Source organism: Tabrizicola sp., assembly GCF_041919135.1.
Lineage (GTDB): Bacteria > Pseudomonadota > Alphaproteobacteria > Rhodobacterales > Rhodobacteraceae > Tabrizicola.
The window spans coordinates 53,978-77,693 of sequence record NZ_JAYRUJ010000007.1 but is presented as its reverse complement, the minus strand read 5'-3'; the positions used below and the strand labels follow the sequence as shown (position 1 = coordinate 77,693).

The following is a 23,716-nucleotide window of genomic DNA, read 5'->3' as shown; positions in this document are numbered from 1 at the left end:
CCATGGCGGCGCTGCGGCCCCTCCGGCGCGCGGCCGCCTGGGCGCTGGTGGCACTGGCCCTCGGCGCCGCCGCCGCCGCGCAGGACCAGCCGCCCGCGCCGCAGGCGATGCCGGTCCTCACCCTGGACCAGGAGCGGTTCTTCACCGAATCCGCCTTCGGCCGCGCCGCGCTGGAGCGCGAGCGCCAGGCGCTGCGGGCGCTGGACGAGGAGAACAAGCGAATCGAGGCCGAGCTGATCGCCGAGGAGCAGGTGCTGACCGAGCTGCGCCGCACCCTGCCGCAGGCCGAGTTCACCGCCCAGGCCGAGGCCTTCGACCGCAAGGTCGAACAGATCCGCGACGCGCAGGACAGCAAGGCCGAAGACCTGACCAAGGCCCGCGACACCGAACGGCAGGCCTTCCTCAAGGCCGCGATCCCGGTGCTGGGCGAGCTTCTGGGCGAGCGCAAGGCGGTGGCGATCCTGGACAAGGCGGGGATCATCCTGTCGCTCTCGGCGATCGACGTGACGGACGAGGCGATCGCCAGGGTGGATGCGGTCCTGACGGTCGAGCCGCCGGCACCATAGCGGCAACTTGTCACCCGTGCCGCGACTTGCTAGCTACGGGCGCAAGGCCAAGCGAAGGGGTGAGACCATGGATGCCAGCAGTGCCACGACCGCCGATCTGGACCTGATCCAGCGGATCATCCCGCACCGCTATCCGTTCCTCCTGATCGACAAGGTCCGGGACATCGTGGTCAACGAGTCCTGCGTGGGCATCAAGTGCATCACCCTGAACGAGCCGCAGTTCCAGGGCCATTTCCCGGGAATGCCGATCTTTCCCGGCGTGATGATCATCGAGGCGATGGCGCAGACCTCGGGCGTGCTGGTCGGGCTGTCGATGGATCTGGTCGACAAGAACGCCAAGGTGTTCTTCATGGGCGTGGACGGGGTGAAGTTCCGCCGCAAGGTCGTTCCCGGCGACGTGCTGGAACTGCATGTGAAGGCGGTGCGCGGCGGCGGACGGGTCTGGAAGTTCGAGGGCCGCGCGATGGTCGAGGGCGAGCTGGCCTGCGAGGCCACCTTCATGGCCATGTTCGACGTGGCGAAGGCCTGAGCCGTGGCGGTTCACGGCACCGCCGTCATCCACCCCTCGGCCTTCGTCGAGGAGGGCGCGACCATCGGCGAGCATTGCCACATCGGCCCCTTCGCCGTGATCGGCCCCGAGGTGGTGCTGGGCGACCGGGTGGTGGTGAAATCCCATGCCGTGATCACCGGCTGGACCGAGCTGGGCGACGACTGCACGGTCTGGCCCTTTGCCTGTGTCGGCGAAGTGCCGCAGGACCTGAAGTTCAAGGGCGAGCGCACCCGGCTGACCGTCGGCGCCCGCACCCGCATCCGCGAGGGGGCGACGCTGAACACCGGGACCGAGGGCGGCGGCGGCGTCACCCGGGTGGGCGAGGACTGCCTGATCATGACCGGGGCGCATGTCGGCCATGATGCCCAGATCGGCGACCGGGTGATCCTGGTGAACCATGTCGCCATCGCCGGCCATTGTGTCCTGGGCGATGACGTGATCGTCGGCGGCCTGTCGGGCGTGCACCAATGGGTCCGCATCGGCCAGGGCGCGATCATCGGCGCGCTGACCATGGTGACGAACGACGTGATCCCCTACGGCCTGGTGCAGGCGCCGCGCGGCGAGCTGGACGGGCTGAACCTGGTCGGCCTCAAGCGCCGGGGCGTGGACCGGGCCGAGATCACCGCGCTGCGCGCCGCCTATCAGGTGCTGGCGCAGGAGGAAGGCAGTTTCCAGGACCGCGCCCGCAAGCTGGCCGAGGACAGCGACCTGCCGCTCGTGCGCGAGATTGCCGAGTTCATCCTGGCGAAATCGGACCGCAGCTTCCTGACCCCGAAAGGCGGCAGATGAGGACCGCGATCATCGCCGGCGAGGGGCGGCTGCCCGCCGCGCTTGCGGTCGGGATGGCCGAGCCGCCGCTGGTCGCGGCGATGGACGGCTCGGCCCCCGAGGGGCTGACGGTGGACCTGCGCTTCCGGGTCGAGCGGCTGGTGCCCTTCCTGCGCGCGCTGGAGCGCGACGGGGTCGGGCAGGTGGTCTTTGCCGGCGCGGTGACGCGGCCGCGCCTCGACCCCGCGCTGCTGGACGAGGCGACGGCCGCGCTTCTGCCGCGCCTCATGGCGGCGATGGCGGCGGGCGATGATGCGACGCTGCGGGTGGTGATCGAGCTGTTCGAGGAATCCGGCTTTTCGGTCGTGGGCGTGGAGGCGATCGCGCCCGCGCTCTTGCCGGGGGCCGGGGTGCTGGCGGGATCGGTGAATCCGCGCGACGAGGCCGATGCGGCGCGGGCGGCGGCGATCGTCGCGGCGCTTGGCGCGGTCGATGTGGGGCAGGGCGCGGTCGTGGCGCAGGGCCTTTGCCTGGCGGTGGAGGCGCTGCCGGGGACGGATGCGATGCTGGCCGAGGTGGCCGGGATCGGCGCGTTGCGGCCGGATCCGGCGCGCGGGCGGGGCCTGTTCTACAAGGCCGCGAAGCCGGGGCAGGACCGGCGGATCGACCTGCCGACCATCGGCCCCGAGACCCTGCGCGGGGTCGCGGCGGCCGGTCTGGGCGGGGTGGCCTTCGAGGCGGGGTCGGTGATCTGCCTCGACCTGCCCGCGATGGTGCGGCTGGCGGGCGAGCTGGGCCTGTTCCTCTGGGCGCGGGGATGAGCGGGGATCGCTCCTCGCTTGCTTCGCGGCGCTCCTCGCCGGGGGGGCCGCTGCGAAGAGCGGTCGCAGACAAGGGATGAGCGGGCCGATGAGCGGGGCGGTGAAGCTGTTCCTGATCGCGGGCGAGCCCTCGGGCGACCGGCTGGGCGCCGCGCTGATGGCGGGGCTGAGGTCGCTGGCGCCGGTGGACTTCGCGGGGGTGGGCGGGCCCCTGATGCAGGCCGAGGGGCTGGCGAGCCTGTTCCCGATGGAAGAACTTTCGGTGATGGGCATCGCCGAGGTGCTGCCGAACTATCGCCGGCTGAAGCGCCGGATCCGCGAGGCGGCCGAGGCGGCGCTGGCCTCGGGCGCCGAGGCGCTGGTGACGATCGACTCGCCCGATTTCTGCCTGCGCGTCGCGGCGCTGGTCAAGGCGGCGCGGCCGGGGATGCGGGTGATCCATTACGTCGCGCCCTCGGTCTGGGCCTGGCGGCCGGGGCGGGCTTTGCGGATGGCGCGGGTGGTGGATCACGTTCTGGCGCTTTTGCCGTTCGAGCCGCCCTACATGACCGCCGCCGGGATGACCTGCGATTTCGTCGGGCATCCGGTGGTGGCCGAACCGCTGGCCACGCCGGCGGAAAAGGCGGTCTTTGCCGGCGAGGGGCCGCTTCTGCTGGCGCTGCCGGGCTCGCGCCGGGGCGAGGTGACGCGGCTGGCCCCGATCTTCGGCGCGGTGGTGGCGCAGCTGAAGGCGCGGCATCCCGAGCTGCGGGTGGCGCTGCCGACGGTGCGCGGCGTGGCCGGGCTGGTGCGCGAGCTGACCGCGGGCTGGGCGGTGCGGCCCGAGATCATCGAGGATGCGGCGGCAAAGCGCGGCGCCTTTGCGGCGGCGCATGTGGCGCTGGCGGCCTCCGGCACGGTCTCGCTGGAACTGGCGGCGAACGGTTGCCCGATGGTCATCGCCTATGACATGCATCCCCTGACCCTGTGGCTGATGCGGCGGGCGGCGCGGATCGACACGGTGACGCTGGTCAACCTGGTCAGCGAGACCCGCGTGGTGCCCGAGTTCATCGGCCCCGCGGCCCGGGCGGCAAAGATCGTCCCGGCGCTGGAGGCGCTTTTGTCCGATCCTTCCGCGCAACAGGCGGCGATGGCCCTGACGATGGAGCGGCTGGGCAGGGGCGGCGAGGCCCCCGGCCTCAGGGCTGCGCGGTCGGTGCTGCGGGCGATTCGTCGCCGTTGATGATCGCCAGCACCTGCGGCATCAGCCGTTCCGAGGTGGAGCCGACCAGCTGCATCAGCCCCGGCTGCTGCGCCGCCGTCAGCTGCGGCAGCTTCGCCATCGCCGAGCGCCCCGCGGGCGTGGCGTAGAAATCGCGCAGCGCGGTGATCTCGGCCAGGGTCATCATGTCGGCCATGAGCCCGGCCTGCTCGCGCATCAGGTCGGTCATCGGCTGGCGGAAGGCGTCGAGGTAAAGCGTGCGGATCGCGGCCAGCTGCGCCTCGGTCAGGGTCTGGCCCCCGGCCGCGACCTGTTGCAGGATCGGCTGGTACAGCGTCTCGATCACCGCGGCCAGGTCGAACTCGGCCAGGGCGAGATCGACATAATCCGCCGCCACCGCCACCCGCTCCTCGCGCGTTTCGGCAAGGGCGGAGAACGGCAGGAGGGCCGCCAGAAGAACCAGTGATTTCAAGGGCCTAACCTTTCCAGATCCAGCCGCCGCCATGGATGCGGCCGCCTTCGGGGGCGTAGAAGACGCAGGCCTGGCCGGCGCTGACCCCATCCTCGGGGGCCAGAAGCTCCACCTCGGCGGTGGTCGGGCCGGTCGGGCGCAGGATCGCCTCGCGCGGGGGGCGGGTCGAGCGGACCTTGACCTTGAGATGCCATTCGGGGCGGCTGTCGAAGGGCGCGTCGCCCAGCCAGTTGATCTCGCGCACCGGGATCACCCTTGTCGAGAGCGCAGCCTTCGGGCCGACGATCACCCGGCGGCTCTCCGGGTCAAGCCGCACGACGTAAAGCGGATCGCCGAGGCCCCCGATCCCCAGGCCCTTGCGCTGGCCGATGGTGTAGTGGATCACGCCGCGATGCGCGCCCAGCACATTGCCGTCGAGATCCACGATCTCGCCGGGATCGGCGGCGCCGGGGCGCAGCTTCTCGATCACCGCGGCGTAATTGCCGTTCGGGACAAAGCAGATGTCCTGGCTGTCGGGCTTGTCGGCGACGGCCAGGCCATATTTCGCCGCCAATGCGCGGGTTTCCGCCTTCGAGGCGAGATGCCCCAGCGGGAATCGCAGGTAGTCGAGTTGCTCGGGCGTGGTCGAGAACAGGAAATAGCTCTGGTCGCGGGCGGCGTCGGCGGCCTGGTGCAGCTCCGGCCCCTGCGCGCCGACCTTGCGCTGGATGTAGTGCCCCGTGGCCATGCAATCGGCCTCGAGATCCCTGGCGGTGGCCAGGAGGTCCTTGAACTTCACCCGCTCGTTGCAGCGGATGCAGGGCACCGGGGTCGCGCCGGCGAGATAGGCGTCGGCGAATTCCTCGATCACCGCTTCGCGGAAAGTGTTTTCGTAATCAAGGACATAATGCGGGAAGCCCATGGTCTCGGCCACCCGGCGCGCATCATGGATGTCGCGGCCGGCGCAGCAGGCGCCCTTCTTGGCCAGGGCCGCGCCATGGTCGTAAAGCTGCAGCGTGACGCCGACGACGTCATAGCCCTCTTCGGCCAGCATCGCCGCCACGACGCTGGAATCGACGCCGCCGGACATGGCGACGACGACCCGCGTCTCGGACGGGGGTTTGGCAAAACCAAGGGAGTTCAGGGCCAGGTCGCGCGGCATGGGTCAGGATCCGGGAATGGGGATTGTCAGGCAATATATGAAAATGCTCTGCACTCTCAATCCCCCGTTTCAGGAATGATTAAGGCTGTTCCGGCAATCTTGCCCGGCACGAACGAGGGATTGGCCATGTTTCTGAAACGCGTCGACGGGCCCCGGCAGGTCACCCTGCCGGATGGCAGCATTCTCACCCGCGCCGACCTGCCGCCCGCGGACACCCGCCGCTGGGTCGCCAGCCGCAAGTCGGTGGTGGTCAAGGCGGTGGTCCACGGGCTGATTCATGAGGCCGAGGCGCTGGAACGCTATGCGCTGTCCGAGGAGGAGTTCGCGCTTTGGCGCAGGGCGGCGGAAAGGCATGGCGACCAGGGCCTGAAGGTCACCGCGATCCAGAAATACAGACAACTTTAGATTGTTTGTGGCTCGCGCTCTGGCAAAGTAACCGCGTGTTAACCATTGACGCCCAATGTCGTTAACGATGTGACGGAGCGGAGTAAAAGGTAAATGCGCATCCTGCTTGTGGAAGACGACCCGACCACCTCGCGCAGCATCGAACTGATGCTGACCCATGCCAACCTGAACGTCTATTGCACCGACATGGGCGAGGATGGCGTGGATCTCGCGAAGCTTTACGATTACGACCTGATCCTTCTCGACCTGAACCTTCCGGACATGAGCGGGCATGACGTCCTGCGCCAGATCCGCCAGGCCAGGATCGAAACGCCGATCCTGATCCTGTCGGGCTCGGACGATACCGAGAACAAGCTGAAGGGCTTCGGTTTCGGCGCGGACGACTATCTGACCAAGCCCTTCCATCGCGAGGAACTGGTGGCCCGCATCCATGCGATCATCCGGCGGTCGAAAGGGCACAGCCAGTCGGTGATCAAGACCGGCAGCGTCTCGGTCAATCTGGACGCCAAGACGGTGGATGTGGCGGGCAAGACGGTGCATCTGACCGGCAAGGAATACCAGATGCTCGAGCTTCTGAGCCTGCGCAAGGGCACGACGCTGACCAAGGAGATGTTCCTGAACCATCTTTACGGCGGCATGGACGAGCCCGAGCTGAAGATCATCGACGTCTTCATCTGCAAGCTGCGCAAGAAGCTGGCCGAGGCGACGGGGGGCGACAACTATATCGAGACGGTCTGGGGCCGCGGCTACGTCCTGCGCGACCCGGCCGCCGCGGCGGCGCCCAGGCTTGTCGCCAGCGCCTGACTTTACCTCGCCTGCGGGCTTGCCTAACTTGGGCGCCGGAAGTCTGGGGGCGGGAATGGGCGACAGGCCGGTCGAGGCACTGACAGAGGCCGAGGCGCGCGGGGAACTCGCGCGTCTGGCCGGGGCGATCGCGGCGGCGAACCGCGCCTATCACACGCTGGACGCGCCCGAGATTTCGGATGCGGATTATGATGCGCTGAAGCGGCGCAATGCGGCGATCGAGGCGCGCTTTCCCGGCCTGAAGCGGGCCGATTCGCCCAGCGAGCAGGTGGGCGCCGCGGTGGCCGAGGGCTTCGGCAAGGTGACGCACCGGCTGCGGATGCTCTCGCTGGAGAACGCCTTCGCGCCCGAGGAGGTGGCGGAGTTCGACGACCGGGTGAAGAAGTTCCTCGGCCTGACGCAGCCGGTGGCCTATACGGCCGAGCCGAAGATCGACGGGCTGTCGCTCTCCTTGCGCTATGAGGGCGGGGTGCTGGTCCAGGCCGCGACGCGCGGCGACGGCGAGGTGGGCGAGAACGTCACCGAGAATGCCCGCACCATCGCCGACATTCCCCGGCGGCTGGCGGAGGCGCCGCAGGTGCTGGAGGTGCGGGGCGAGGTCTACATGTCCCACGCCGATTTCGCGGCGCTGAACGAACGGCAGGCGGCGGCGGGCGACAGGACCTTCGCCAATCCGCGCAACGCGGCGGCTGGGTCGCTGCGCCAGCTGGACGCCCGCATCACCGCGGCCCGGCCGCTGCGCTTTTTCGCCTATTCCTGGGGCGAGGTCTCGCAGCCGCTGGCCGTCACGCAGATCGCCGCAATTGCGCGCCTCAAGGCCTTGGGTTTCCAGACAAATCCCCTGACCACGCTCTGCGACGGGCCGCAGGCGATGCTGGCGCAATACCGCCTGATCGAGGCGCAGCGCGCGACGCTGGGCTATGACATCGACGGCGTGGTCTACAAGGTGAACGACCTTGCGCTGCAGGCGCGGCTCGGCTTCCGCTCCTCGACCCCCCGCTGGGCGCTGGCGCACAAGTTCCCGGCAGAACTCGCCTGGACCGAGCTTCTGGGCATCGACATCCAGGTCGGCCGCACCGGCGCGCTCTCGCCGGTGGCGCGGCTGAAGCCGGTGACGGTGGGCGGCGTGGTGGTGCAGAACGCGACGCTGCACAATGAGGATTACATCGCCGGCCGCGACAGGAGCGGACAGGAGATCCGGGGCGGCAAGGACATCCGCATCGGCGACTGGGTGCAGGTCTACCGCGCCGGCGACGTGATCCCCAAGGTCGCGGACGTGGACCTGTCGCGTCGCAAGAACGGCGCGCAACCCTATGCCTTTCCGGCGGAATGTCCGGAATGCGGCAGCCCCGCCCATCGCGAGGAGGGCGATTCCGTCCGCCGCTGCACCGGCGGCCTGATCTGCCCGGCGCAGGCGGTGGAGCGGCTGAAGCATTTCGTCAGCCGCGGGGCCTTCGACATCGAGGGGCTGGGGGCGAAACAGGTCGAGATGTTCTTCCGCGACCCGATCCTGCCGGTGAAGACCCCGGCCGAGATCTTTACCCTTGCCGCAAGAGACGCCGCCAACCCGTTGCAGAAGCTGAGAAATCGCGAAGGTTTCGGCGAGGTCTCGGCCGCCAAGCTTTTCGCGGCGATCGAGGCGCGGCGGAGCATCCCCCTGGATCGGCTGATCTTCTCGCTGGGGATCCGCCATGTCGGCGAGGTCGCGGCGGGGCTTCTGGCGCGGCATTACTCCGGCTGGGAGGCCTTCGAGACCGCCGTGACCCGGGCCCACCCCGGCAGCCCGGAATGGGCGGAACTGACCGCGATCAACGGGATCGGCGCGGTGATGGCGCAAAGCCTGGTCGATGCCTTCCAGAACCCGGCCGAACGGGAAGCGATCGACGCGCTGGCGGCGCAACTCTCGGTCCAGCCGGTCCAGGCGCGCGGGGCGGTGGACAGCCCGGTCGCGGGCAAGATCGTGGTCTTCACCGGCACGCTGGAGAAGATGACCCGGGCCGAGGCCAAGGCGAGGGCCGAGGCGCTGGGGGCCAAGGTCTCGGGCAGCGTCAGCGCCAGGACCGACCTCGTGGTCGCCGGCCCCGGCGCGGGATCCAAGGCGAAGGAGGCCGAGCGGCTGGGGGTTCAGGTCATCGACGAGGACGCCTGGCTGCGGCTGATCGGATGACCCGGCCCGAGGCGCTTTTCCCGCTTTTCGCCGGGCTGGAGACGCTGCCCGGCGTCGGTCCCAAGGCGGCGCAGGCCTTCAAGGCGCTGGGGGTGGAGCGGCCGAAGGATCTCCTCTACCTCCTGCCGCATTCCGGGGTGGACCGGGCGCGGCGCGACTCGGTCCGCGACATCACGCCCCCCGCCACCCTGACGGTCGAGGTCGAGGTCGGGAGCCACGTCCCGCCGCGCCAGAAGGGCCGGCCCTACCGGGTGCATGTCCGCGACCGCAGGCTGGAGTTCCAGCTGGTCTTCTTCCACGCCCGCGCCGACTATCTGCAGAAGCTTCTGCCCACCGGCCAGCGCCGCCTGGTCTCGGGCAAGGTCGAATTCTTCGACGGCATGGCGCAGATGGTGCATCCCGACCATGTGCTGCGGGTCGAGGAGGCGGAGGAGATCCCGGCCTATGAGCCGGTCTATCCGCTGTCCGCGGGCCTGACGCAGAAGCTGGTGTCGAAGGCGGTGGCGGCGGCGCTGACCCGGCTGCCGCTGGCCGGGGAATGGATCGACCCCGGCCTGAAGGCGCGGGAGGGCTGGCCGGACTGGCCGGCGGCGCTGGCGGCGGCGCATGCGCCCGAGGGTGCGGCGGCGCTGGCCGCCACCCACCCCGCGCGCCAGCGCCTGGCCTATGACGAGCTGTTCGCGCATCAGCTGATGCTGTCGATCGCCCGCGCCTCGATCCGCCGGGGCAAGGGGATCGCGACCGAAGGCACAGGGGCATTGCGCGCCAAGGTGTTGGAAAGCCTGCCCTATGCGCCCACCGGCGCGCAGGTCCGGGCGGTGGCCGAGATCGCGGCCGACATGGCCTCGGCCAGGCGGATGAACCGGCTGTTGCAGGGCGACGTGGGCGCGGGAAAGACGCTGGTGGCCTTCCAGGCGCTTCTGATCGCGGTCGAGGCCGGGGGGCAGGGCGTGATGATGGCCCCGACCGAGATCCTTGCCCGCCAGCATTTCGAGGGGTTGGCGCCGCTGGCCCGGGCGGCGGGGGTGCGGCTGGAACTGCTTACGGGGCGCGACCGGGGGGCGGAGCGGGCGATGAAGCTGGAGGATCTGGCCATGGGGCGGATCCCGATCCTGGTCGGCACCCATGCGGTCTTCCAGAAGGACGTGGAATTCAGGGACCTGCGCCTTGCGGTGGTGGATGAGCAGCACCGTTTCGGCGTGGCGCAGCGGATGGAACTGGGCGCCAAGGGCGAGGCGGTGGACGTGCTGGTGATGACCGCGACCCCGATTCCGCGCAGCCTGGCGCTGGCGACGCATGGCGACATGGATGTCTCGGTGCTGGACGAGAAACCGGCGGGGCGCAAGCCGATCCGCACCGCGATGGTCGCCTCGGACCGGCTGGACGAGGTGGTGGAGCATCTGCGCAAGGCGGTGGCCGAGGGGCGGCAGGCCTATTGGGTCTGCCCGCTGGTCGAGGAATCGGAACTGGTGGATTATGCCAGCGCCGAGGAGCGGTTCCGCAGCCTGCGCGCCGCCCTGGGCGAGAAGGTGGGGCTGGTGCATGGCCAGATGCCGCCGGCCGAGAAGGACGCGGCGATGGCGCGCTTCGTGGCCGGCGAGAGCCTTGTCCTGGTCGCGACCACGGTGATCGAGGTCGGAGTCAACGTGCCCGATGCCACGATCATGGTGATCGAACAGGCCGAGACCTTCGGGCTGGCGCAGCTTCACCAGTTGCGGGGCCGGGTCGGACGGGGCGAGGCGGCCTCGACCTGTCTTCTGATGTATCAGCCGCCGCTGAACGAGACCGGGCGGCGGCGGCTGACCACGATCCGCGACACCGAGGACGGCTTTCGCATCGCCGAGGAGGATCTGGCGATGCGCGGCGCCGGCGACCTGATCGGCACCGCGCAATCCGGCCTGCCGCGCTTTCGGGTGGCGGATCTGGAGCGGCAGGCGAGCCTGATGGCGCTGGCGCAGTCGGATGCGCGCAAACTTCTGCATGACGATCCGGGGCTGGGCGGGCCGAGGGGCGCGGCGGCGCGGCTGCTCTTGTGGCTGATGGACCAGGAGCGCGCGCTGCGGATGATCTCGGTCGGCTGAGCCGGGCGCCGGAAATCGGACGATTTCCGGGACGATTTCCGTTCGGAAATCGCAGTTCCGCATGGGTTCGCGTTTGTTCTTAAAAAGTTCTTTACAGGGCTGGAGTCTTGTGAGAACAATTCAGCAACAAGCATGGAGGATGCGATGAAAGACGCCATGAAGACCCTGCTGACCCACAGCCCGCGCGGCGCGGCCGAGGATCTGGTCGGGCTGACCGCTCTTGTCGTGCTTGTGTTCGCCGTGCTGTCGCTGCCCGGCCTGGCCTGAGATTCTGCCCCGCACTCTGTCCCCCCGGTGACGGCCTTTGCCCGCCGTCCGATCCAGAGGCGCTCCTGCCGCCGCCATCCCCCCGGATGCGCGGCGGTTTTTTCATGCGGCGGCGGCCTCCATCGCCTCGCAGGCGGCTTCCAGGGCAAGCAGGATCGAGGCGTGGCGGTTCTTGTAGTCGCGGGCGGGCAGCAGGACCTCGTAGCCGTCGAAAGGGGCTGCGGGGACCGGGCCAGCGTCCTTGAGCATGGCGCGCAGCGCGTCGCGGGCGGCTTGCAGTTCGGGCAGGCTGCGGCCGATGACCGCCCCGCCCAGCACCGCCGCCGAGGCCTGGCCGAGGGCGCAGGCCTTCACGTCCTGGGCGAATTCGGCGATGCGGCCGTCCCGCAGCACCACATCCGCCGTCACCGTCGAGCCGCAGAGCGGAGAGCGGCGGCGGGCGCTGCCCTGCGGCGCCTTCAGCCGGCCGAGATGCGGGATGTCGGCGGCGAGGCCCAGGATACGGGTGGAGTAGAGCTTGATGAGGTCGCTGTCGCTCATGGCATTCCCTTGGCTGACCCCGTATGTAGACCCGGCGCGTCCGGCTGCCAAGGAGAGAGCCATGCCTTTCGATCCCGGTTCACTGAAGTATGACGCGGCCGGGCTGATCCCCTGCGTGGCGCAGGATGCGGTCTCGGGCGAGGTGCTGATGCTGGCCTGGATGAACGAGGGCGCGGTCCGGCGGACGCTGGAGACCGGGAAGGTCACCTACTGGTCGCGCTCGCGCGGGGCGTTCTGGGTCAAGGGGGAAAGCTCGGGGCACCATCAGCGGCTGGTCGAGTTGCGGCTGGACTGCGACCGGGACTGTCTGCTGGCCCTGGTCGAGCAGGAGGGGCCGGCCTGTCATACCAACCGGCGGTCCTGCTTCTATACCGCGGTCCGGCAGGGGGCGGAGGTCGAGATCATGGCGCCCGTCCGCAAGGGCTGACTGTTTGCCAGCGGCCGTCAGGGAACTGGCAATCCGACCATGCGGCGGATGTCGGCCGGGGTTGCGCCCTCGGCGCGGTATTTCGCGATGGCGCGGGCGTCGTCGCGCTTGGCCAGCCGCTTGCCCTGATCGTCGCGGATCAGGCGGTGGTGGTGGTAGATGGGCGTCGGCAGGCCGAGGAGGTGCTGCAGGATCACCTGGACCGGGGTGAAGTCATAGAGGTCCTCGCCCCGGATCACATGGGTGACGCCCTGGTCGGCATCGTCGAAGGCCGAGGCGAGGAAATAGGCGACGATATCCTCGCCCTTGCGGGACAGGACCACGTCGCCGATCTGCCGCAGCGCGCGCGCGGAGTCCAGGATGTGGCGGCCGGCATGGGCCGGGCCGGTTTCGACGAAGGCGAGGCGCGGGATGTCGGGCGGCCCTCCCTCTCCAACCCTCTCCCACGCGTGGGAAGGGAGGCGCCCGGCTGGGGGAGGTTCCGCCGCAAGGAACGCGAGCGCGGCGGCGAGGTCCAGGCGGAGCGCGTCGCCGGGCAGGCGGCTGGCCATGCCGCGCCCGCGACAGGTGCCGGGATAGACGGCGAAGGCGACGCCCTCCTGCGGGGCGGAAAGCGCCGCGCGGATGTCGGCGCGGCTGCAGGAGCAGGGGTAGAGAAGTCCTTTATCCTCAAGGACTTCAAGCCGGGTGTTATACCACGCGATATGTTCGGACTGGCGATGGATCGCTCCGTCCCAGGTCAGGCCGAGCCAGGCGAGGTCCTCCTGGATCAGGGCGTCGTATTCCGGGCGGCAGCGGTCGAGGTCGGTATCCTCCATCCGCAGCAGGAAGCGGCCGCCGGCGGCGCGGGCCATGTCGTGGGCGAGGATCGCGGAAAAGGCATGGCCGAGGTGCAGCGGGCCGGTCGGGCTGGGCGCGAAGCGGGTTACGAAAGCCATTCGGTGAAGGCTTCCTTCCCCCGGTCGGTATAGGCCTTGTAGCGGTCCTTGCGCCCCTTCCGCCCGCCCCTGGCGTCGATCGGGGGAAAGAGGCCGAAGTTCACGTTCATCGGCTGGAAGGTCCTGGCCTCGGCCCCGCCGGTGATATGGGTCACCAGCGCGCCCATCGCGGTTTCGGGCGGCGGCGGGGGAAGGTCGCGGCCAAGGAGTTCGGCGGCGGCCATGCGGCCGGCAAGGAGGCCCATGGCGGCGGATTCGACATAGCCCTCGACCCCGGTGATCTGGCCGGCGAAGCGGAGATGCGGACGCGATTTCAGCCGCATCCGGTCGTCCAAGAGCGTGGGCGAGTTGATGAAGGTGTTGCGGTGGATGCCGCCGAGGCGGGCGAAGCTGGCGTTCTCCAGCCCCGGAATCAGCTTGAAAACAGCGGTTTGCGCGCCGTATTTCATCTTGGTCTGGAAGCCGACGATATTGTGCAGCGTGCCAAGCTTGTTGTCGCGGCGAAGCTGGACCACGGCATAGGGCTTGACCTCGGGCCGGTGCGTATTGGTCAGGCCGACGGGCTTCATCGGGCCGTGGCGCAGCGTCTCGCGGCCGCGTTCGGCCATGACCTCGATCGGCAGGCAGCCGTCGAAATAGCCCGCCGTCTCGCCTGCGTGGAACTCGGTCTTCTCGGCCGCGAGAAGGGCGTCGATGAAGGCCTCGTACTGCTCGCGGGTCATCGGGCAGTTGATGTAGGCCTTCTGTTCGTCCTCGGTCTCGCCCTTGTCGTAGCGGCTTTGCAGCCAGGCGACCGACATGTCGATGCTTTCGGTATAGACGATGGGGGCGATGGCGTCGAAGAAGGCCAGCGCCTCGGCCCCGGTCGCGGCGCGGATCGCTTCGGCCAGCGCCGGGCTGGTCAGGGGGCCGGTGGCGATGATCCAGTGGCCGGATGAGGGAAGCTCTGTAACCTCTTCGTAAGACGTGGAAATCAGCGGATGCGACTTCAGACGCTCGGTGACGGATCGGGCGAAGGGGTCGCGGTCGACGGCGAGGGCGCCGCCGGCCGGGAGGCGATGCCGGTGGGCCATTTCCATGACCAAGCTGCCCGCTTGCCGCATCTCCCAATGGATCAGGCCCACGGCGTTGCGCTCATGGTCGTCGGAGCGGAAGGAGTTCGAGCAGACCATCTCGGCAAAATCGCCGGTGCGGTGCGCGAAGGTGGCGACCTGCGGCCGCATCTCGTGCAGGACGACGGGGACGCCGAGGTTGGCGGCGGCCCAGGCGGCCTCGGAGCCTGCCATGCCGCCGCCGATGATGTGAAGCTGTTCCATGCCGGCGGATGTAGCTTTGCGGGTCAGGCGTTGCAAGAAGGGGCGCTGCCCCTTCACCCCGGGGTATTCGGGAACCGGAGAAGGGCCCGGCGTTCGGCGGGAATGTCGGCCGCCTCCATCGGTCGGCCGAGCGCGGCGGCCTTGAGGAAGAAGCCGGGGGCGGGGAGGCCCTCGGGCGACAGGCGCTGGCGCAGGAGGGCGGCGCGGAAGGGTCTTCCGGCGGCGGCGTCTGCCTCCATCAGGGCCTCGAGGTCGCGGGTGAGGTCAGCCATCCTGAGGCCGAGGTCGCGTGCGAGGGCGCCATAGGCGATGGTCTCGCCCGCGGCCGCGAGGGCCGCGAGCCGGGCCTCAAGCCTCGTCATTGCCGGTGTCGGGGCCCTGGTCGGCGACGCGGGCGACCGAGACCACCTCCTCCTCCGCGCCGATGGCGAAGACCTTGACCCCGCCCGCGCTGCGCGAGCGGAAGGAGACCTGTTCCACCGGGGTGCGGATCGACTGGCCGGTGGAGGTGGCGAGCATGATCTGGTCGGCCAGGTCGACCGGGAAGGAGGCGATGATCCGGCCGCCGCGCGGGCCGGGGGAGATCGCCTTGACGCCCATGCCGCCGCGACCCCGGACGGGGTAGTCGTGGCTGGAGGAGAGCTTGCCCGAGCCGCCCTTGGTGACGGTGAGGATCAGGTCCTCGGCCGCGGACATCTGGGCGTAGCGTTCGGGGGAAAGCTGGCCGGCGGCGACGGTTTCCTCTTCGTCGTCGGTCTCCTCCTCGGTGACGCCGGCCATCAGGCGGCGCTGTTTCAGATAGGCCTCGCGTTCCTCGGGGGTGGCCTCGAAGTGGCGGATGATCGACATGCTGACCACATGGTCGCCCTCCGCCAGCCGGATGCCCCGGACGCCGGTCGATCCGCGCGACTTGAAGACGCGGATCTCGGTGGTGGAGAAGCGGATGGCGCGGCCGGCCTCGGTCACCAGCATGATGTCGTCCTGGTCGTCGGCGATGGCGGCGTTCACCAGGGTGATGCCCTCGGGCAGGTTCATCGCGATCTTGCCGTTGCGCTTGACGTTGGTGAAGTCGCTGAGGTCATTCTGGCGGACATCGCCGTCAGAGGTCGCGAAGACGATCTGCAGGTTGCCCCAGTCCTCCTCGGCCACGTCGACGGGCATCAGCGCGGCGATGGAGATCCCGGTCTCGATCGGCAGGATGTTGACCAGCGCCTTGCCCTTGGCGGTGCGCCCCGCCAGCGGCAGGCGCCAGGTCTTGAGCTTGTAGACCATGCCGTCGGTGGTGAAGAACAGCAGCCAAGTATGCGTATTCGCGACGAAAAGCGTGGTGACCACGTCATCGTCCTTGGTCTGCATCGAGGCGAGGCCCTTGCCGCCCCGGTTCTGGCTGCGGAATTCGGCGAGGGGGGTGCGCTTGATGTAGCCGCCGGAGGTGATGGTGACGACCATGTCCTCGCGCTCGATCAGGTCCTCGTCCTCCATGTCGCCGGACCAGTCGGCGATCTCGGTGCGGCGGGGGACGGCGAAGAGCGCCTTCACCTCGCGCAACTCGTCGGAGATGATCGCCATGATCCGGTCGCGAGAGGAAAGAATGTCGAGGAAGTCCTTGATCTTCCGCGCCAATTCCTCCAGCTCGTCGGTGACTTCCTTGACGCCCATCGCGGTCAGGCGCTGCAGGCGCAGATCGAGGATCGCGCGGGCCTGGGCCTCGGAGAGGTTGTAGGTGCCGTCCTCGTTGATCTTGTGCGAGGGGTCGTCGATCAGCCGGATATAGGCGGCGATGTCATGCGCGGGCCAGCGCCGGGTCATCAGCCTGTCGCGCGCCTCGGCCGGGTCGGCGGAGGCGCGGATGGTGGCGACCACCTCGTCGACGTTGGAGACCGCGACGGCGAGGCCGCAGAGGATATGGCTGCGCTCGCGCGCCTTGCGCAGTTCATAGGCGGTGCGGCGCGCGACAACTTCCTCGCGGAAGGTGATGAAATGGCTTAGGAAATCGCGAAGCGTCAGCTGTTCGGGGCGGCCGCCGTTCAGCGCCAGCATGTTGCAGCCGAACGAAACCTGCATGGTCGAGAAGCGGAAGAGCTGGTTCAGCACCACATCCGGGGTCGCGTCGCGTTTCAGTTCGATCACGACGCGGATGCCGATCCGGTCGCTTTCATCGGCGATGCCGGCGATGCCCTCGATGCGCTTGTCGCGGACCAGTTCGGCGATCTTCTCGATCATCGTGGCCTTGTTGACCTGATAGGGCACCTCGTCGATGACGATGGCCCAGCGGTCCTTGCGCAACTCCTCGATATGGGTTTTCGAGCGGATGATGACGGAGCCGCGCCCCTCGAGATAGGCCTTGCGCGCGCCCGAGCGGCCGAGGATCACGCCGCCGGTCGGGAAGTCGGGGGCGGGGATGATCTCCATCAGCTGTTCCATGGAGATGTCGGGATTCTCGATCAGCGCGAGGGTGCCGTCGATCACCTCGCCCAGGTTGTGCGGCGGGATATTGGTGGCCATGCCGACCGCGATGCCGCCCGCGCCGTTGACCAGCATGTTGGGAAAGCGGGCGGGCAGGACGGTCGGCTCCTGGTCCTTGCCGTCGTAGTTGTCCTGGAAGTCCACCGTCTCCTTGTCGATGTCCGACAGGAGGAAGGCGGCGGGCTTGTCCATCCGCACCTCGGTGTAGCGCATGGCGGCCGCGCTGTCGCCGTCCATGCTGCCGAAGTTGCCCTGGCCGTCGAGAAGCGGCAGCGACATGGAGAAGGGCTGCGCCATCCGCACCAGCGCGTCATAGATCGCCAAGTCGCCGTGCGGGTGGTATTTCCCCATCGTGTCGCCGACGGGCCGGGCCGACTTGCGGTAGGGCTTGTCATGCGTGTTGCCGGATTCGTGCATCGCGAAAAGGATGCGGCGGTGGACGGGCTTCAGCCCGTCGCGCAGGTCGGGAATGGCGCGCGAGACGATCACGCTCATCGCATAGTCGAGATAGGCGGTCCTCATCTCGGCCGCGATGTCGACCTGGGGGCCGTGGTGGACGGGGCGCTCCGGGTTTTCTTCTTTTTTGTCAGTATCTTCCGGGATATCGGCCATGAGGGCGCGCGCCTTCCGTGCAGGAACAAGATGTAGCAGGCGGGAAGATACACCATCCAAGCTGTTGGGTGCAATGGCGGGGGCGCCCCGGGTTGGCAGCCATGAGGGCAGAGTGCCAAATATCGGTTTTCATTGATTTTTAAGCCATAGCTGGCATGATTCCCCCATGCGCAACCAGAAAGGGGGCAGGCATGGCGGGGCGCGAGACGGAGCTGATGCTGAAGGGATACGGGCTGACCACGGCCGAGCTTTACTATCGGATGCCGGATTATCGCAATGTTCTCAACAGCTTCATCTGGCAGGAGTATGATCTGGCGCCGGACTATCCGGAGCTGTTCCGCTTCATCGAGTTCTGGCAGGAAAGGATCGAGGGGCCACTGCATTCGGTGCGCTTCACCCACCGCAAGCTGATCGCTCCGGGCGAGTGGCGGAACGTGGTGGGCGAGTTCCGGATTCACTGACCGGGCGGCGGGCGGTCCCGCCGGCCGGGCACGGACGGGTCGGGCAAGGGCAAGGGGGGCGATATCGCCCATGATGACGCCCGTGCCTTGCGCGGCACGGTGGCTTTGGATAGGGCCGTGGCGCATGAAACGCCCCGACCCGATACCTGCGGCCCTGACCAGCGTCGATGCGCTGGAACAGGAAGGTCTGGTCGCGCCGGGCGACCGCGACGCGCTGGAGGCGGTGGCGGCGGAGTTCCGGGTACGGATCACGCCGGCGATGGCCGGGGTGGCGTCGCAGGGCGTGCGGGCGCAGTTCGTGCCGGACCCGCGCGAGCTTGCGCTGCGGCCCGAGGAACTGGCCGATCCGATCGGCGACGATGCGCACCGGCCGGTGCCGGGGCTGACGCATCGCTATCCCGACCGGGCGATCCTGCATGCGACCCAGACCTGCGAGGTCTATTGCCGCTTCTGCTTTCGCCGTGAGACGGTGGGCGAGACGGGCACCTTGGCCGAGGCCGAGTTCGACCGGGTGGTGGATTATCTGCGCAGCCATCCGGCGGTGCGCGAGGTGATCTTCACCGGGGGCGATCCGCTGGTCCTGTCGGCGCGGCGGCTGGCGGCGATGCTGGACCGGCTGGAGGCGGTGGAGAGCCTGGAATCGGTGCGGTTCCACACCAGGGTGCCGGTGGTGGCGCCCGGGAAGGTGACCGGGGCGCTGGTCGCGGCGCTGGACCGGGCGCTGCCGGTCTGGCTCGTGCTGCATGCGAACCATGCGGACGAGATCACTCCGGCGGCGTCGGAAGCCTTGCGGCGGCTCAACCGCGCGGGGGTGCCGCTGCTGTCGCAGACGGTGCTGTTGCGGGGGGTGAATGCGGATCCCGACACGCTGGAGCGGCTGTTCCGCAAGCTGATCCGCAATCGGGTGAAGCCCTATTACCTGCATCACCCGGACCTGGCGAAGGGGACCGGGCATTTCCGCCTGACGCTGGCGGAAGGGCAGGCGATCATGGCGGCCTTGCGCGGGCGGCTGACCGGGATCGCGCAGCCCCTCTATGTGCTGGATATTCCCGGCGGGCATGGCAAGGTGCCGGTGGGGCCGGGCTATCTGCGGGCCGAGGGCGAGGGCTGGGTGGTGACGGACCCGCAGGGGGTCGAGCATCGTTACCGGGATCTGTGAGACGGCGCGGGCCGGCGCGAGTGCGATTTCCGAACGGAAATCGTGACGGAATTCGTTCGAATTCCGTTCACTTCGCGCGGGTCGGGCGGTCGAAGACCTTCTTGCCCATGAGGCTGCCCACGAGATCGACCATCAGCCTTGCCGTCATGCCGCGGTCGTCGAGGAAGGGGTTCAGCTCCACCAGGTCCAGCGAGGTGACGAGGCCGCTCTCGTGCAGAAGCTCCATCACCAGATGCGCCTCGCGGAAGGTGGCGCCGCCGGGGACGGTGGTGCCGACGGCGGGGGCGATCGACGGGTCGAGGAAATCGACGTCGAGCGAGACGTGCAGCATCCCGGCCTCGCGCCGGACCGCGTCGAGGAATTCGCGCAAGGGCGCGACGAGGCCGCGTTCGTCGATCACCCGCATGTCGTTGACCTGGATGTCGCGCTCCTGCATCGCGGCCTGTTCGGCCGGGTCGACCGAGCGGATGCCGAACATGCAGATCCGGTGCGCGGGCACCGGGGCCGGGAAGGGCGGCAGCGCGTCGAAACCGTCGCGGCCGTTGATATAGGCGAGCGGCGTGCCGTGCAGGTTGCCGGAGGTCGTGGTCAGGGGCGTGTGGAAGTCGGAATGGGCGTCGAGCCACAAGAGGAACAGCGGCCGGTCCTGGCGATGGGCGAAGGCGGCGGCGCCGGCGGCGGAGCCGAGCGCGAGGGAATGGTCGCCGCCCATGACGATGGGAAAGCCGCCCTCGGAAAGCGCGTCGTCGACCCGGTCCATCAGGATCTCGGTCCAGCCGACGGTCTCGGCCAGCGAATGGACGGCCGCATTGGCGCAGGCGACCTCGCGCAGCGGCGGGAGCGTCAGGTCGCCCCAGTCCTCGACCCCGTGGCCCTCGGCCGCGATCTCGCGGGCGAGGCCGGCGACGCGGTAGGCGGCGGGGCCCATCAGGCAGCCGGGGCGCTGCTGGCCGCTGTCGATCGGTGCGCCGATGAGGATGGTCTTGGGCATGGGGGTCTCCGGTCGCCTGGTCCCGTCAGGTGTAAGGGGGCGGGGGCGCGCATGGCAACCGGCAATACGGCGGCGCGGGGGGCAAGGTTTCGGCAGATCGCCGCTTCTGCGCGGCGGAAGGGCGCAGGGGATTTCCCCCGGCGGGGCAAAGCCCTATCATGGGGACAACAAAGGGGGCGCGATGATCGTCGAGCTTGGGCATTTTGCGCTGATCCTGGCGCTGATGGTGGCGCTGGTGCAGGCCACGCTGCCGCTATGGGGCGCGCAGCGCGGCGATGCGCGGCTGATGGCGCTGGCGGAGCCTGCGGCGCTGGTGCAGGCGGTGCTGGTCGCGGCCTCCTTCGGGGCGCTGACCTGGGCCTTCGTGGTCTCGGATTTCTCGCTGATCGTGGTGGTGAACAACTCGCATACGCTGAAGCCGATGCTGTACAAGGTGGCCGGGGTCTGGGGGAACCATGAGGGTTCGCTCCTGCTCTGGGTGCTGATCCTGGCGGTCTATGGCGCGGCGGTGGCGCTGTTCGGGCAGGGGCTGCCGACGCGGCTGAAGGCGCGGGTGCTGGCGGTGCAGGGGCTGATCGGGGTGGCGTTCCTGGCCTTCCTGCTGCTGACCTCGAACCCGTTCTGGCGCGTGGAGGTGCCGCCGATGAACGGGCAGGACCTGAACCCGCTTCTGCAGGATCCGGGCCTCGCCTTCCATCCGCCGTTCCTCTACCTCGGCTATGTCGGGCTGAGCATGGCCTTCAGCTTTGCCGTGGCCGCGCTGATCGAGGGGCGGGTCGATGCGGCCTGGGGGCGCTGGGTGCGGCCCTGGACGCTGGCGGCCTGGATCTTCCTGACCATCGGCATCGCGCTGGGATCCTGGTGGGCCTATTATGAGCTGGGCTGGGGCGGGTTCTGGTTCTGGGACCCGGTCGAGAACGCGAGCTTCATGCCCTGGCTGCTGGCCGCCGCGCTGTTGCACAGTTCCATCGTGGTGGAAAAGCGCGAGAGCCTGAAGGCCTGGACGATCCTGCTGGCGATCCTGGCCTTCGGCTTCTCGCTGATTGGCACCTTCATCGTGCGCTCGGGGGTGATCACCTCGGTCCATGCCTTCGCCAACGATCCCGAGCGCGGGGTGTTCATCCTGATGATCCTGGCCTTCTTCACCGGCGGCGCGCTGGTCCTGTTCGCGGCCCGCGCCGGGGTGATGGAGGCCAGGGGCGTCTTCGCCATGGTCAGCCGAGAGACCGCGCTGGTGGCCAACAACATCCTCCTGACCGTCGCGGCCTTCGTGGTCTTCGTCGGCACGATCTGGCCCCTGGTCGCCGAACTGGCGCTGGGGCGCGCGGTGAGCGTGGGCGAGCCCTTCTTCAACGCGGCCTTCACCCCCTTCATGGTCGGCCTGGCGCTGATCCTGCCGGTCGGCGCGATGCTGGCCTGGAAGCGCGGCGCGCTGGGGCGGACGCTGCGCGGGCTGATCCCGGCCCTGCTGCTGGCGCTGGCGCTGGGGGCGCTGGCCTTCGCGATGCAGACCGGGCGCTCGGCGCTGGGGCCGGTGGGGCTGATGCTGGGGGCCTGGGTGGTCCTTGGCGCGCTGACCGACCTTTGGGCGCGGACCGGGCGCGAGGGCTTTGGCGCGCGGCTAGCGCGGCTTGCGCGGCTGCCGCGCGCGGATTGGGGCCGGGTCCTGGCGCATGGCGGGCTGGGCATCACCATCTTTGCGGTGGCGGCGATGCTGTCCTGGAAGGTCGAGGACATCCGCGTGGTGCAGCTGGGCGAGACCTATCCGCTGGGCCGCTACGAGGTGCGGCTGGACGAGGTGCACGAGGTCGAGGGGCCGAACTATGTCTCGACCATGGGGCGGATGACGGTCACGCGGAACGGCGCCGTGGTGGCGGTGCTGTCGCCCGAAAAGCGGGTCTATCCGGTGGCGGCGATGCCGACGACCGAGGCGGCGATCGACTACGGCTTCCTGCGCGACATCTATCTGGTGCTGGGGGACCGCCAGGCCTCGGGCGGCTGGGCGGTGCGCAGCTATATCGAGCCCTTCGCCAACTGGCTGTGGGGCGGGGCGATCATCATGGCGCTGGGGGGCGTGCTGAGCCTGAGCGACCGGCGCTACCGCGTCGCCGCCGGCGCGCGGCGCGTCCCGGCCGGGGTGCCCGCGGAATGAGCCGGCGGTGGTGGGGACGGTGGGCGGATTGCCCGCCCTATGTGCTGGCGCTGCTGCTTTTGGCGACCCCGGTCGCGGCGGTGCAGCCCGACGAGATGCTGGCCGATCCGGTGCTGGAGGCCCGCGCCCGCGAGATCAGCCGCGACATCCGCTGCCCGGTCTGCCAGGGCGAGACGATCGACGACAGCAATGCCCCGATCAGCCGCGACCTGCGCATCATCATCCGCGAGCGGCTGGTGGCCGGGGACACGGATGAGGAGGCCGTGGACTACATCGTCGCCCGCTATGGCGAGGGGGTGCTGTTCAAGCCGCGCGCCACCGGGTCGAACCTGATCCTCTGGCTGGCGGGGCCGGCGCTTCTGCTGGTGGGCGTGGGCGTCGCGGTCGCCTCGGGGCGGCGGCGGCGCATGGTGCCCGAGGCGGCGCTCTCGGAGGCGGACGAGGCGCGGCTGAAGGAAATCCTGAAGAAGTGACGCGGCGTTCCGGCTTGGCTTGACCCCTCGCCCGGCTAGAGTGGCCGGGCAGCGGGGAGGACGGCATGGGCGATCTGGTCAGGGTGGAAACGGAGGGCGGCATCTGCCGGATCACGCTGAACCGGCCCGAGGTGATGAACGCGCTGAACCGGCCGCTGCGGGCCGAGCTGACGGCGGCGCTGCGGGCGGGCCATGCGGCGCGGGTGATCGTGCTGACCGGGGCGGGGCGGGCCTTCTGCTCGGGCCAGGACCTGACGGATGCCGGAGGGCTGGACGAGGCCGGGTTCGAGGCGACGCTGAACGGGGAATATGTGCCGATGATCCGCGCGATCACCGAGGCTCCGGTCCCGGTGATCGCGGCGGTGAACGGGGCGGCGGCGGGGGCGGGGGCCAATCTGGCGCTGGCCTGCGACCTGGTGATCGCGGCGGAAAGCGCGGTCTTCATCCAGGCTTTCGCCCGGATCGGGCTGATCCCGGATGCGGGCGGCACCTCGTTCCTGCCGCGCCGGATCGGGCTCCAGCGCGCGATGGGGGCGGCGCTTCTGGCCGAGCCCATCGGCGCGCGGCAGGCCGAGGCCTGGGGGATGATCTGGGAGGCGGTGCCGGACGCGCAGTTCGCGCAGGTGGTGGCGGCGCGGGCGGCCAAGCTGGCCCAGGGACCGACGGGCGCCTATGCCGCGCTGAAGCAGGCGCTGCGCGGGTCCTTCGACCAGCCGCTGGAGGTTCAGCTGGCGCTGGAGGCGCGGTTGCAGGGCCTTTGCGGCGCGAGCGAGGATTTCCGCGAGGGGGTCGCGGCCTTTCTGGAAAAGCGCGCGCCGGATTTTCGCGGGCGATAGGGAACCGGCGCGGTCCCCGGCGCGTTGATGGCTCCGGGTCATCCGGAGGGGCGGCGATGTGGGACCGGCTGCTGGTTGCGTTCTTGCGTGCGGGGGTTCGGA

General features: G+C 69.4%; 24 protein-coding genes. 16 read left to right on the top strand and 8 right to left on the bottom strand.

The window, feature by feature from the left end:
* The first annotated feature begins 2 nt into the window (after positions 1–2).
* From ACE3UA_RS07385 to lpxB, 5 genes are all read left to right on the top strand, one after another.
* Entirely contained in the window at positions 3–566 is a 564-nt protein-coding gene (locus tag ACE3UA_RS07385) for an OmpH family outer membrane protein (RefSeq protein ID WP_374643779.1), read from the top strand.
* Between the two features lie 67 nt (positions 567–633).
* Complete coding sequence (gene fabZ, locus ACE3UA_RS07380) at positions 634–1,095, top strand: 3-hydroxyacyl-ACP dehydratase FabZ (RefSeq protein ID WP_197642963.1); 462 nt, start codon at positions 634–636, stop codon at positions 1,093–1,095.
* Positions 1,096–1,098: 3 nt separating this feature from the next.
* Positions 1,099–1,905, top strand: coding sequence for an acyl-ACP--UDP-N-acetylglucosamine O-acyltransferase (gene lpxA / locus ACE3UA_RS07375; RefSeq protein WP_374643778.1), 807 nt, complete (start codon positions 1,099–1,101; stop codon positions 1,903–1,905).
* Positions 1,902–2,705 (top strand): LpxI family protein, encoded by an 804-nt coding sequence (locus ACE3UA_RS07370; RefSeq protein WP_374643777.1) that lies wholly within the window; start codon positions 1,902–1,904, stop codon positions 2,703–2,705. The genes lpxA and ACE3UA_RS07370 overlap by 4 nt, the downstream gene beginning before the upstream one ends.
* Before the next feature lie 100 nt (positions 2,706–2,805).
* Positions 2,806–3,927, top strand: a complete 1,122-nt coding sequence (lpxB, locus tag ACE3UA_RS07365) for a lipid-A-disaccharide synthase (protein ID WP_374643863.1) — start codon at positions 2,806–2,808, stop codon at positions 3,925–3,927.
* On the opposite strand, the gene ACE3UA_RS07360 is transcribed toward lpxB, so the two are convergent.
* Together ACE3UA_RS07360 and mnmA are read right to left on the bottom strand one after the other, a co-directional pair.
* The gene (locus ACE3UA_RS07360; protein ID WP_374643776.1) at positions 3,884–4,378 is read right to left on the bottom strand and encodes a DUF2059 domain-containing protein; all 495 of its coding nucleotides are present in this window, start codon (positions 4,376–4,378) and stop codon (positions 3,884–3,886) included. The two genes, lpxB and ACE3UA_RS07360, sit on opposite strands and share 44 nt — an antisense overlap.
* A gap of 4 nt (positions 4,379–4,382) precedes the next feature.
* A complete protein-coding gene (gene mnmA, locus ACE3UA_RS07355; protein WP_374643775.1) occupies positions 4,383–5,519 on the bottom strand; it encodes a tRNA 2-thiouridine(34) synthase MnmA in 1,137 nt (378 codons plus the stop codon).
* Between the two features lie 126 nt (positions 5,520–5,645).
* Between mnmA and ACE3UA_RS07350 the strand changes: the two genes are divergently transcribed.
* From ACE3UA_RS07350 to ACE3UA_RS07330, 5 genes are all read left to right on the top strand, one after another.
* Positions 5,646–5,924 carry a DUF1153 domain-containing protein gene (locus ACE3UA_RS07350; protein WP_374643774.1) on the top strand — a complete coding sequence of 93 codons (279 nt, stop codon included), beginning with the start codon at positions 5,646–5,648 and terminating at the stop codon, positions 5,922–5,924.
* A 93-nt stretch (positions 5,925–6,017) separates the two neighbouring features.
* Positions 6,018–6,728, top strand: a complete 711-nt coding sequence (gene ctrA, locus ACE3UA_RS07345; protein ID WP_374643773.1) for a response regulator transcription factor CtrA — start codon at positions 6,018–6,020, stop codon at positions 6,726–6,728.
* A 55-nt stretch (positions 6,729–6,783) separates the two neighbouring features.
* Positions 6,784–8,895 carry an NAD-dependent DNA ligase LigA gene (gene ligA, locus ACE3UA_RS07340; RefSeq protein WP_374643772.1) on the top strand — a complete coding sequence of 704 codons (2,112 nt, stop codon included), beginning with the start codon at positions 6,784–6,786 and terminating at the stop codon, positions 8,893–8,895.
* A complete protein-coding gene (recG, locus tag ACE3UA_RS07335; RefSeq protein ID WP_374643771.1) occupies positions 8,892–10,976 on the top strand; it encodes an ATP-dependent DNA helicase RecG in 2,085 nt (694 codons plus the stop codon). The genes ligA and recG overlap by 4 nt, the downstream gene beginning before the upstream one ends.
* Positions 10,977–11,120: 144 nt before the next feature.
* Positions 11,121–11,243: a hypothetical protein gene (locus ACE3UA_RS07330; protein WP_277922956.1), complete on the top strand. Its 123-nt coding sequence runs from the start codon at positions 11,121–11,123 to the stop codon at positions 11,241–11,243.
* Between the two features lie 102 nt (positions 11,244–11,345).
* On the opposite strand, the gene ACE3UA_RS07325 is transcribed toward ACE3UA_RS07330, so the two are convergent.
* Positions 11,346–11,783 (bottom strand): iron-sulfur cluster assembly scaffold protein, encoded by a 438-nt coding sequence (locus ACE3UA_RS07325; protein ID WP_374643770.1) that lies wholly within the window; start codon positions 11,781–11,783, stop codon positions 11,346–11,348.
* Between the two features lie 61 nt (positions 11,784–11,844).
* On the opposite strand from ACE3UA_RS07325, the gene hisI reads away from it, so the two are divergent.
* A complete protein-coding gene (gene hisI, locus ACE3UA_RS07320) occupies positions 11,845–12,210 on the top strand; it encodes a phosphoribosyl-AMP cyclohydrolase (RefSeq protein ID WP_374643769.1) in 366 nt (121 codons plus the stop codon).
* A 17-nt stretch (positions 12,211–12,227) separates the two neighbouring features.
* Here the strand turns inward: hisI and gluQRS are convergent, their stop codons facing one another.
* Genes gluQRS through gyrA form a run of 4 tightly spaced genes read right to left on the bottom strand, consistent with a single transcriptional unit; the run spans position 12,228 to position 17,542 of the window.
* Positions 12,228–13,148, bottom strand: a complete 921-nt coding sequence (gluQRS, locus tag ACE3UA_RS07315) for a tRNA glutamyl-Q(34) synthetase GluQRS (RefSeq protein WP_374643768.1) — start codon at positions 13,146–13,148, stop codon at positions 12,228–12,230.
* Entirely contained in the window at positions 13,136–14,464 is a 1,329-nt protein-coding gene (trmFO, locus tag ACE3UA_RS07310; RefSeq protein ID WP_374643767.1) for a methylenetetrahydrofolate--tRNA-(uracil(54)-C(5))-methyltransferase (FADH(2)-oxidizing) TrmFO, read from the bottom strand. Before trmFO ends, gluQRS begins: the two co-directional genes overlap by 13 nt.
* Positions 14,465–14,517: 53 nt before the next feature.
* On the bottom strand, positions 14,518–14,826 hold the full coding sequence (locus tag ACE3UA_RS07305; protein WP_374643766.1) for a hypothetical protein: 309 nt from the start codon (positions 14,824–14,826) through the stop codon (positions 14,518–14,520).
* Entirely contained in the window at positions 14,813–17,542 is a 2,730-nt protein-coding gene (gene gyrA / locus ACE3UA_RS07300) for a DNA gyrase subunit A (RefSeq protein ID WP_374643765.1), read from the bottom strand. Before gyrA ends, ACE3UA_RS07305 begins: the two co-directional genes overlap by 14 nt.
* Positions 17,543–17,733: 191 nt before the next feature.
* Between gyrA and ACE3UA_RS07295 the strand changes: the two genes are divergently transcribed.
* Both ACE3UA_RS07295 and ACE3UA_RS07290 read left to right on the top strand, forming a co-directional pair.
* Positions 17,734–18,003 carry an usg protein gene (locus ACE3UA_RS07295; protein ID WP_197642947.1) on the top strand — a complete coding sequence of 90 codons (270 nt, stop codon included), beginning with the start codon at positions 17,734–17,736 and terminating at the stop codon, positions 18,001–18,003.
* A 124-nt stretch (positions 18,004–18,127) separates the two neighbouring features.
* Positions 18,128–19,162: a lysine-2,3-aminomutase-like protein gene (locus ACE3UA_RS07290; protein WP_374643764.1), complete on the top strand. Its 1,035-nt coding sequence runs from the start codon at positions 18,128–18,130 to the stop codon at positions 19,160–19,162.
* A gap of 67 nt (positions 19,163–19,229) precedes the next feature.
* Here the strand turns inward: ACE3UA_RS07290 and rocF are convergent, their stop codons facing one another.
* Positions 19,230–20,153, bottom strand: a complete 924-nt coding sequence (gene rocF / locus ACE3UA_RS07285) for an arginase (protein WP_374643763.1) — start codon at positions 20,151–20,153, stop codon at positions 19,230–19,232.
* Between the two features lie 181 nt (positions 20,154–20,334).
* Between rocF and ACE3UA_RS07280 the strand changes: the two genes are divergently transcribed.
* The 3 genes from ACE3UA_RS07280 (at position 20,335) to ACE3UA_RS07270 (ending at position 23,614) form a co-directional block, all read left to right on the top strand.
* Entirely contained in the window at positions 20,335–22,305 is a 1,971-nt protein-coding gene (locus ACE3UA_RS07280; protein WP_374643762.1) for a heme lyase CcmF/NrfE family subunit, read from the top strand.
* Positions 22,302–22,778, top strand: a complete 477-nt coding sequence (locus tag ACE3UA_RS07275) for a cytochrome c-type biogenesis protein CcmH (RefSeq protein ID WP_374643761.1) — start codon at positions 22,302–22,304, stop codon at positions 22,776–22,778. Before ACE3UA_RS07280 ends, ACE3UA_RS07275 begins: the two co-directional genes overlap by 4 nt.
* 65 nt (positions 22,779–22,843) lie before the next feature.
* Positions 22,844–23,614 carry an enoyl-CoA hydratase-related protein gene (locus ACE3UA_RS07270; protein WP_374643760.1) on the top strand — a complete coding sequence of 257 codons (771 nt, stop codon included), beginning with the start codon at positions 22,844–22,846 and terminating at the stop codon, positions 23,612–23,614.
* Positions 23,615–23,716: the final 102 nt, after the last annotated feature.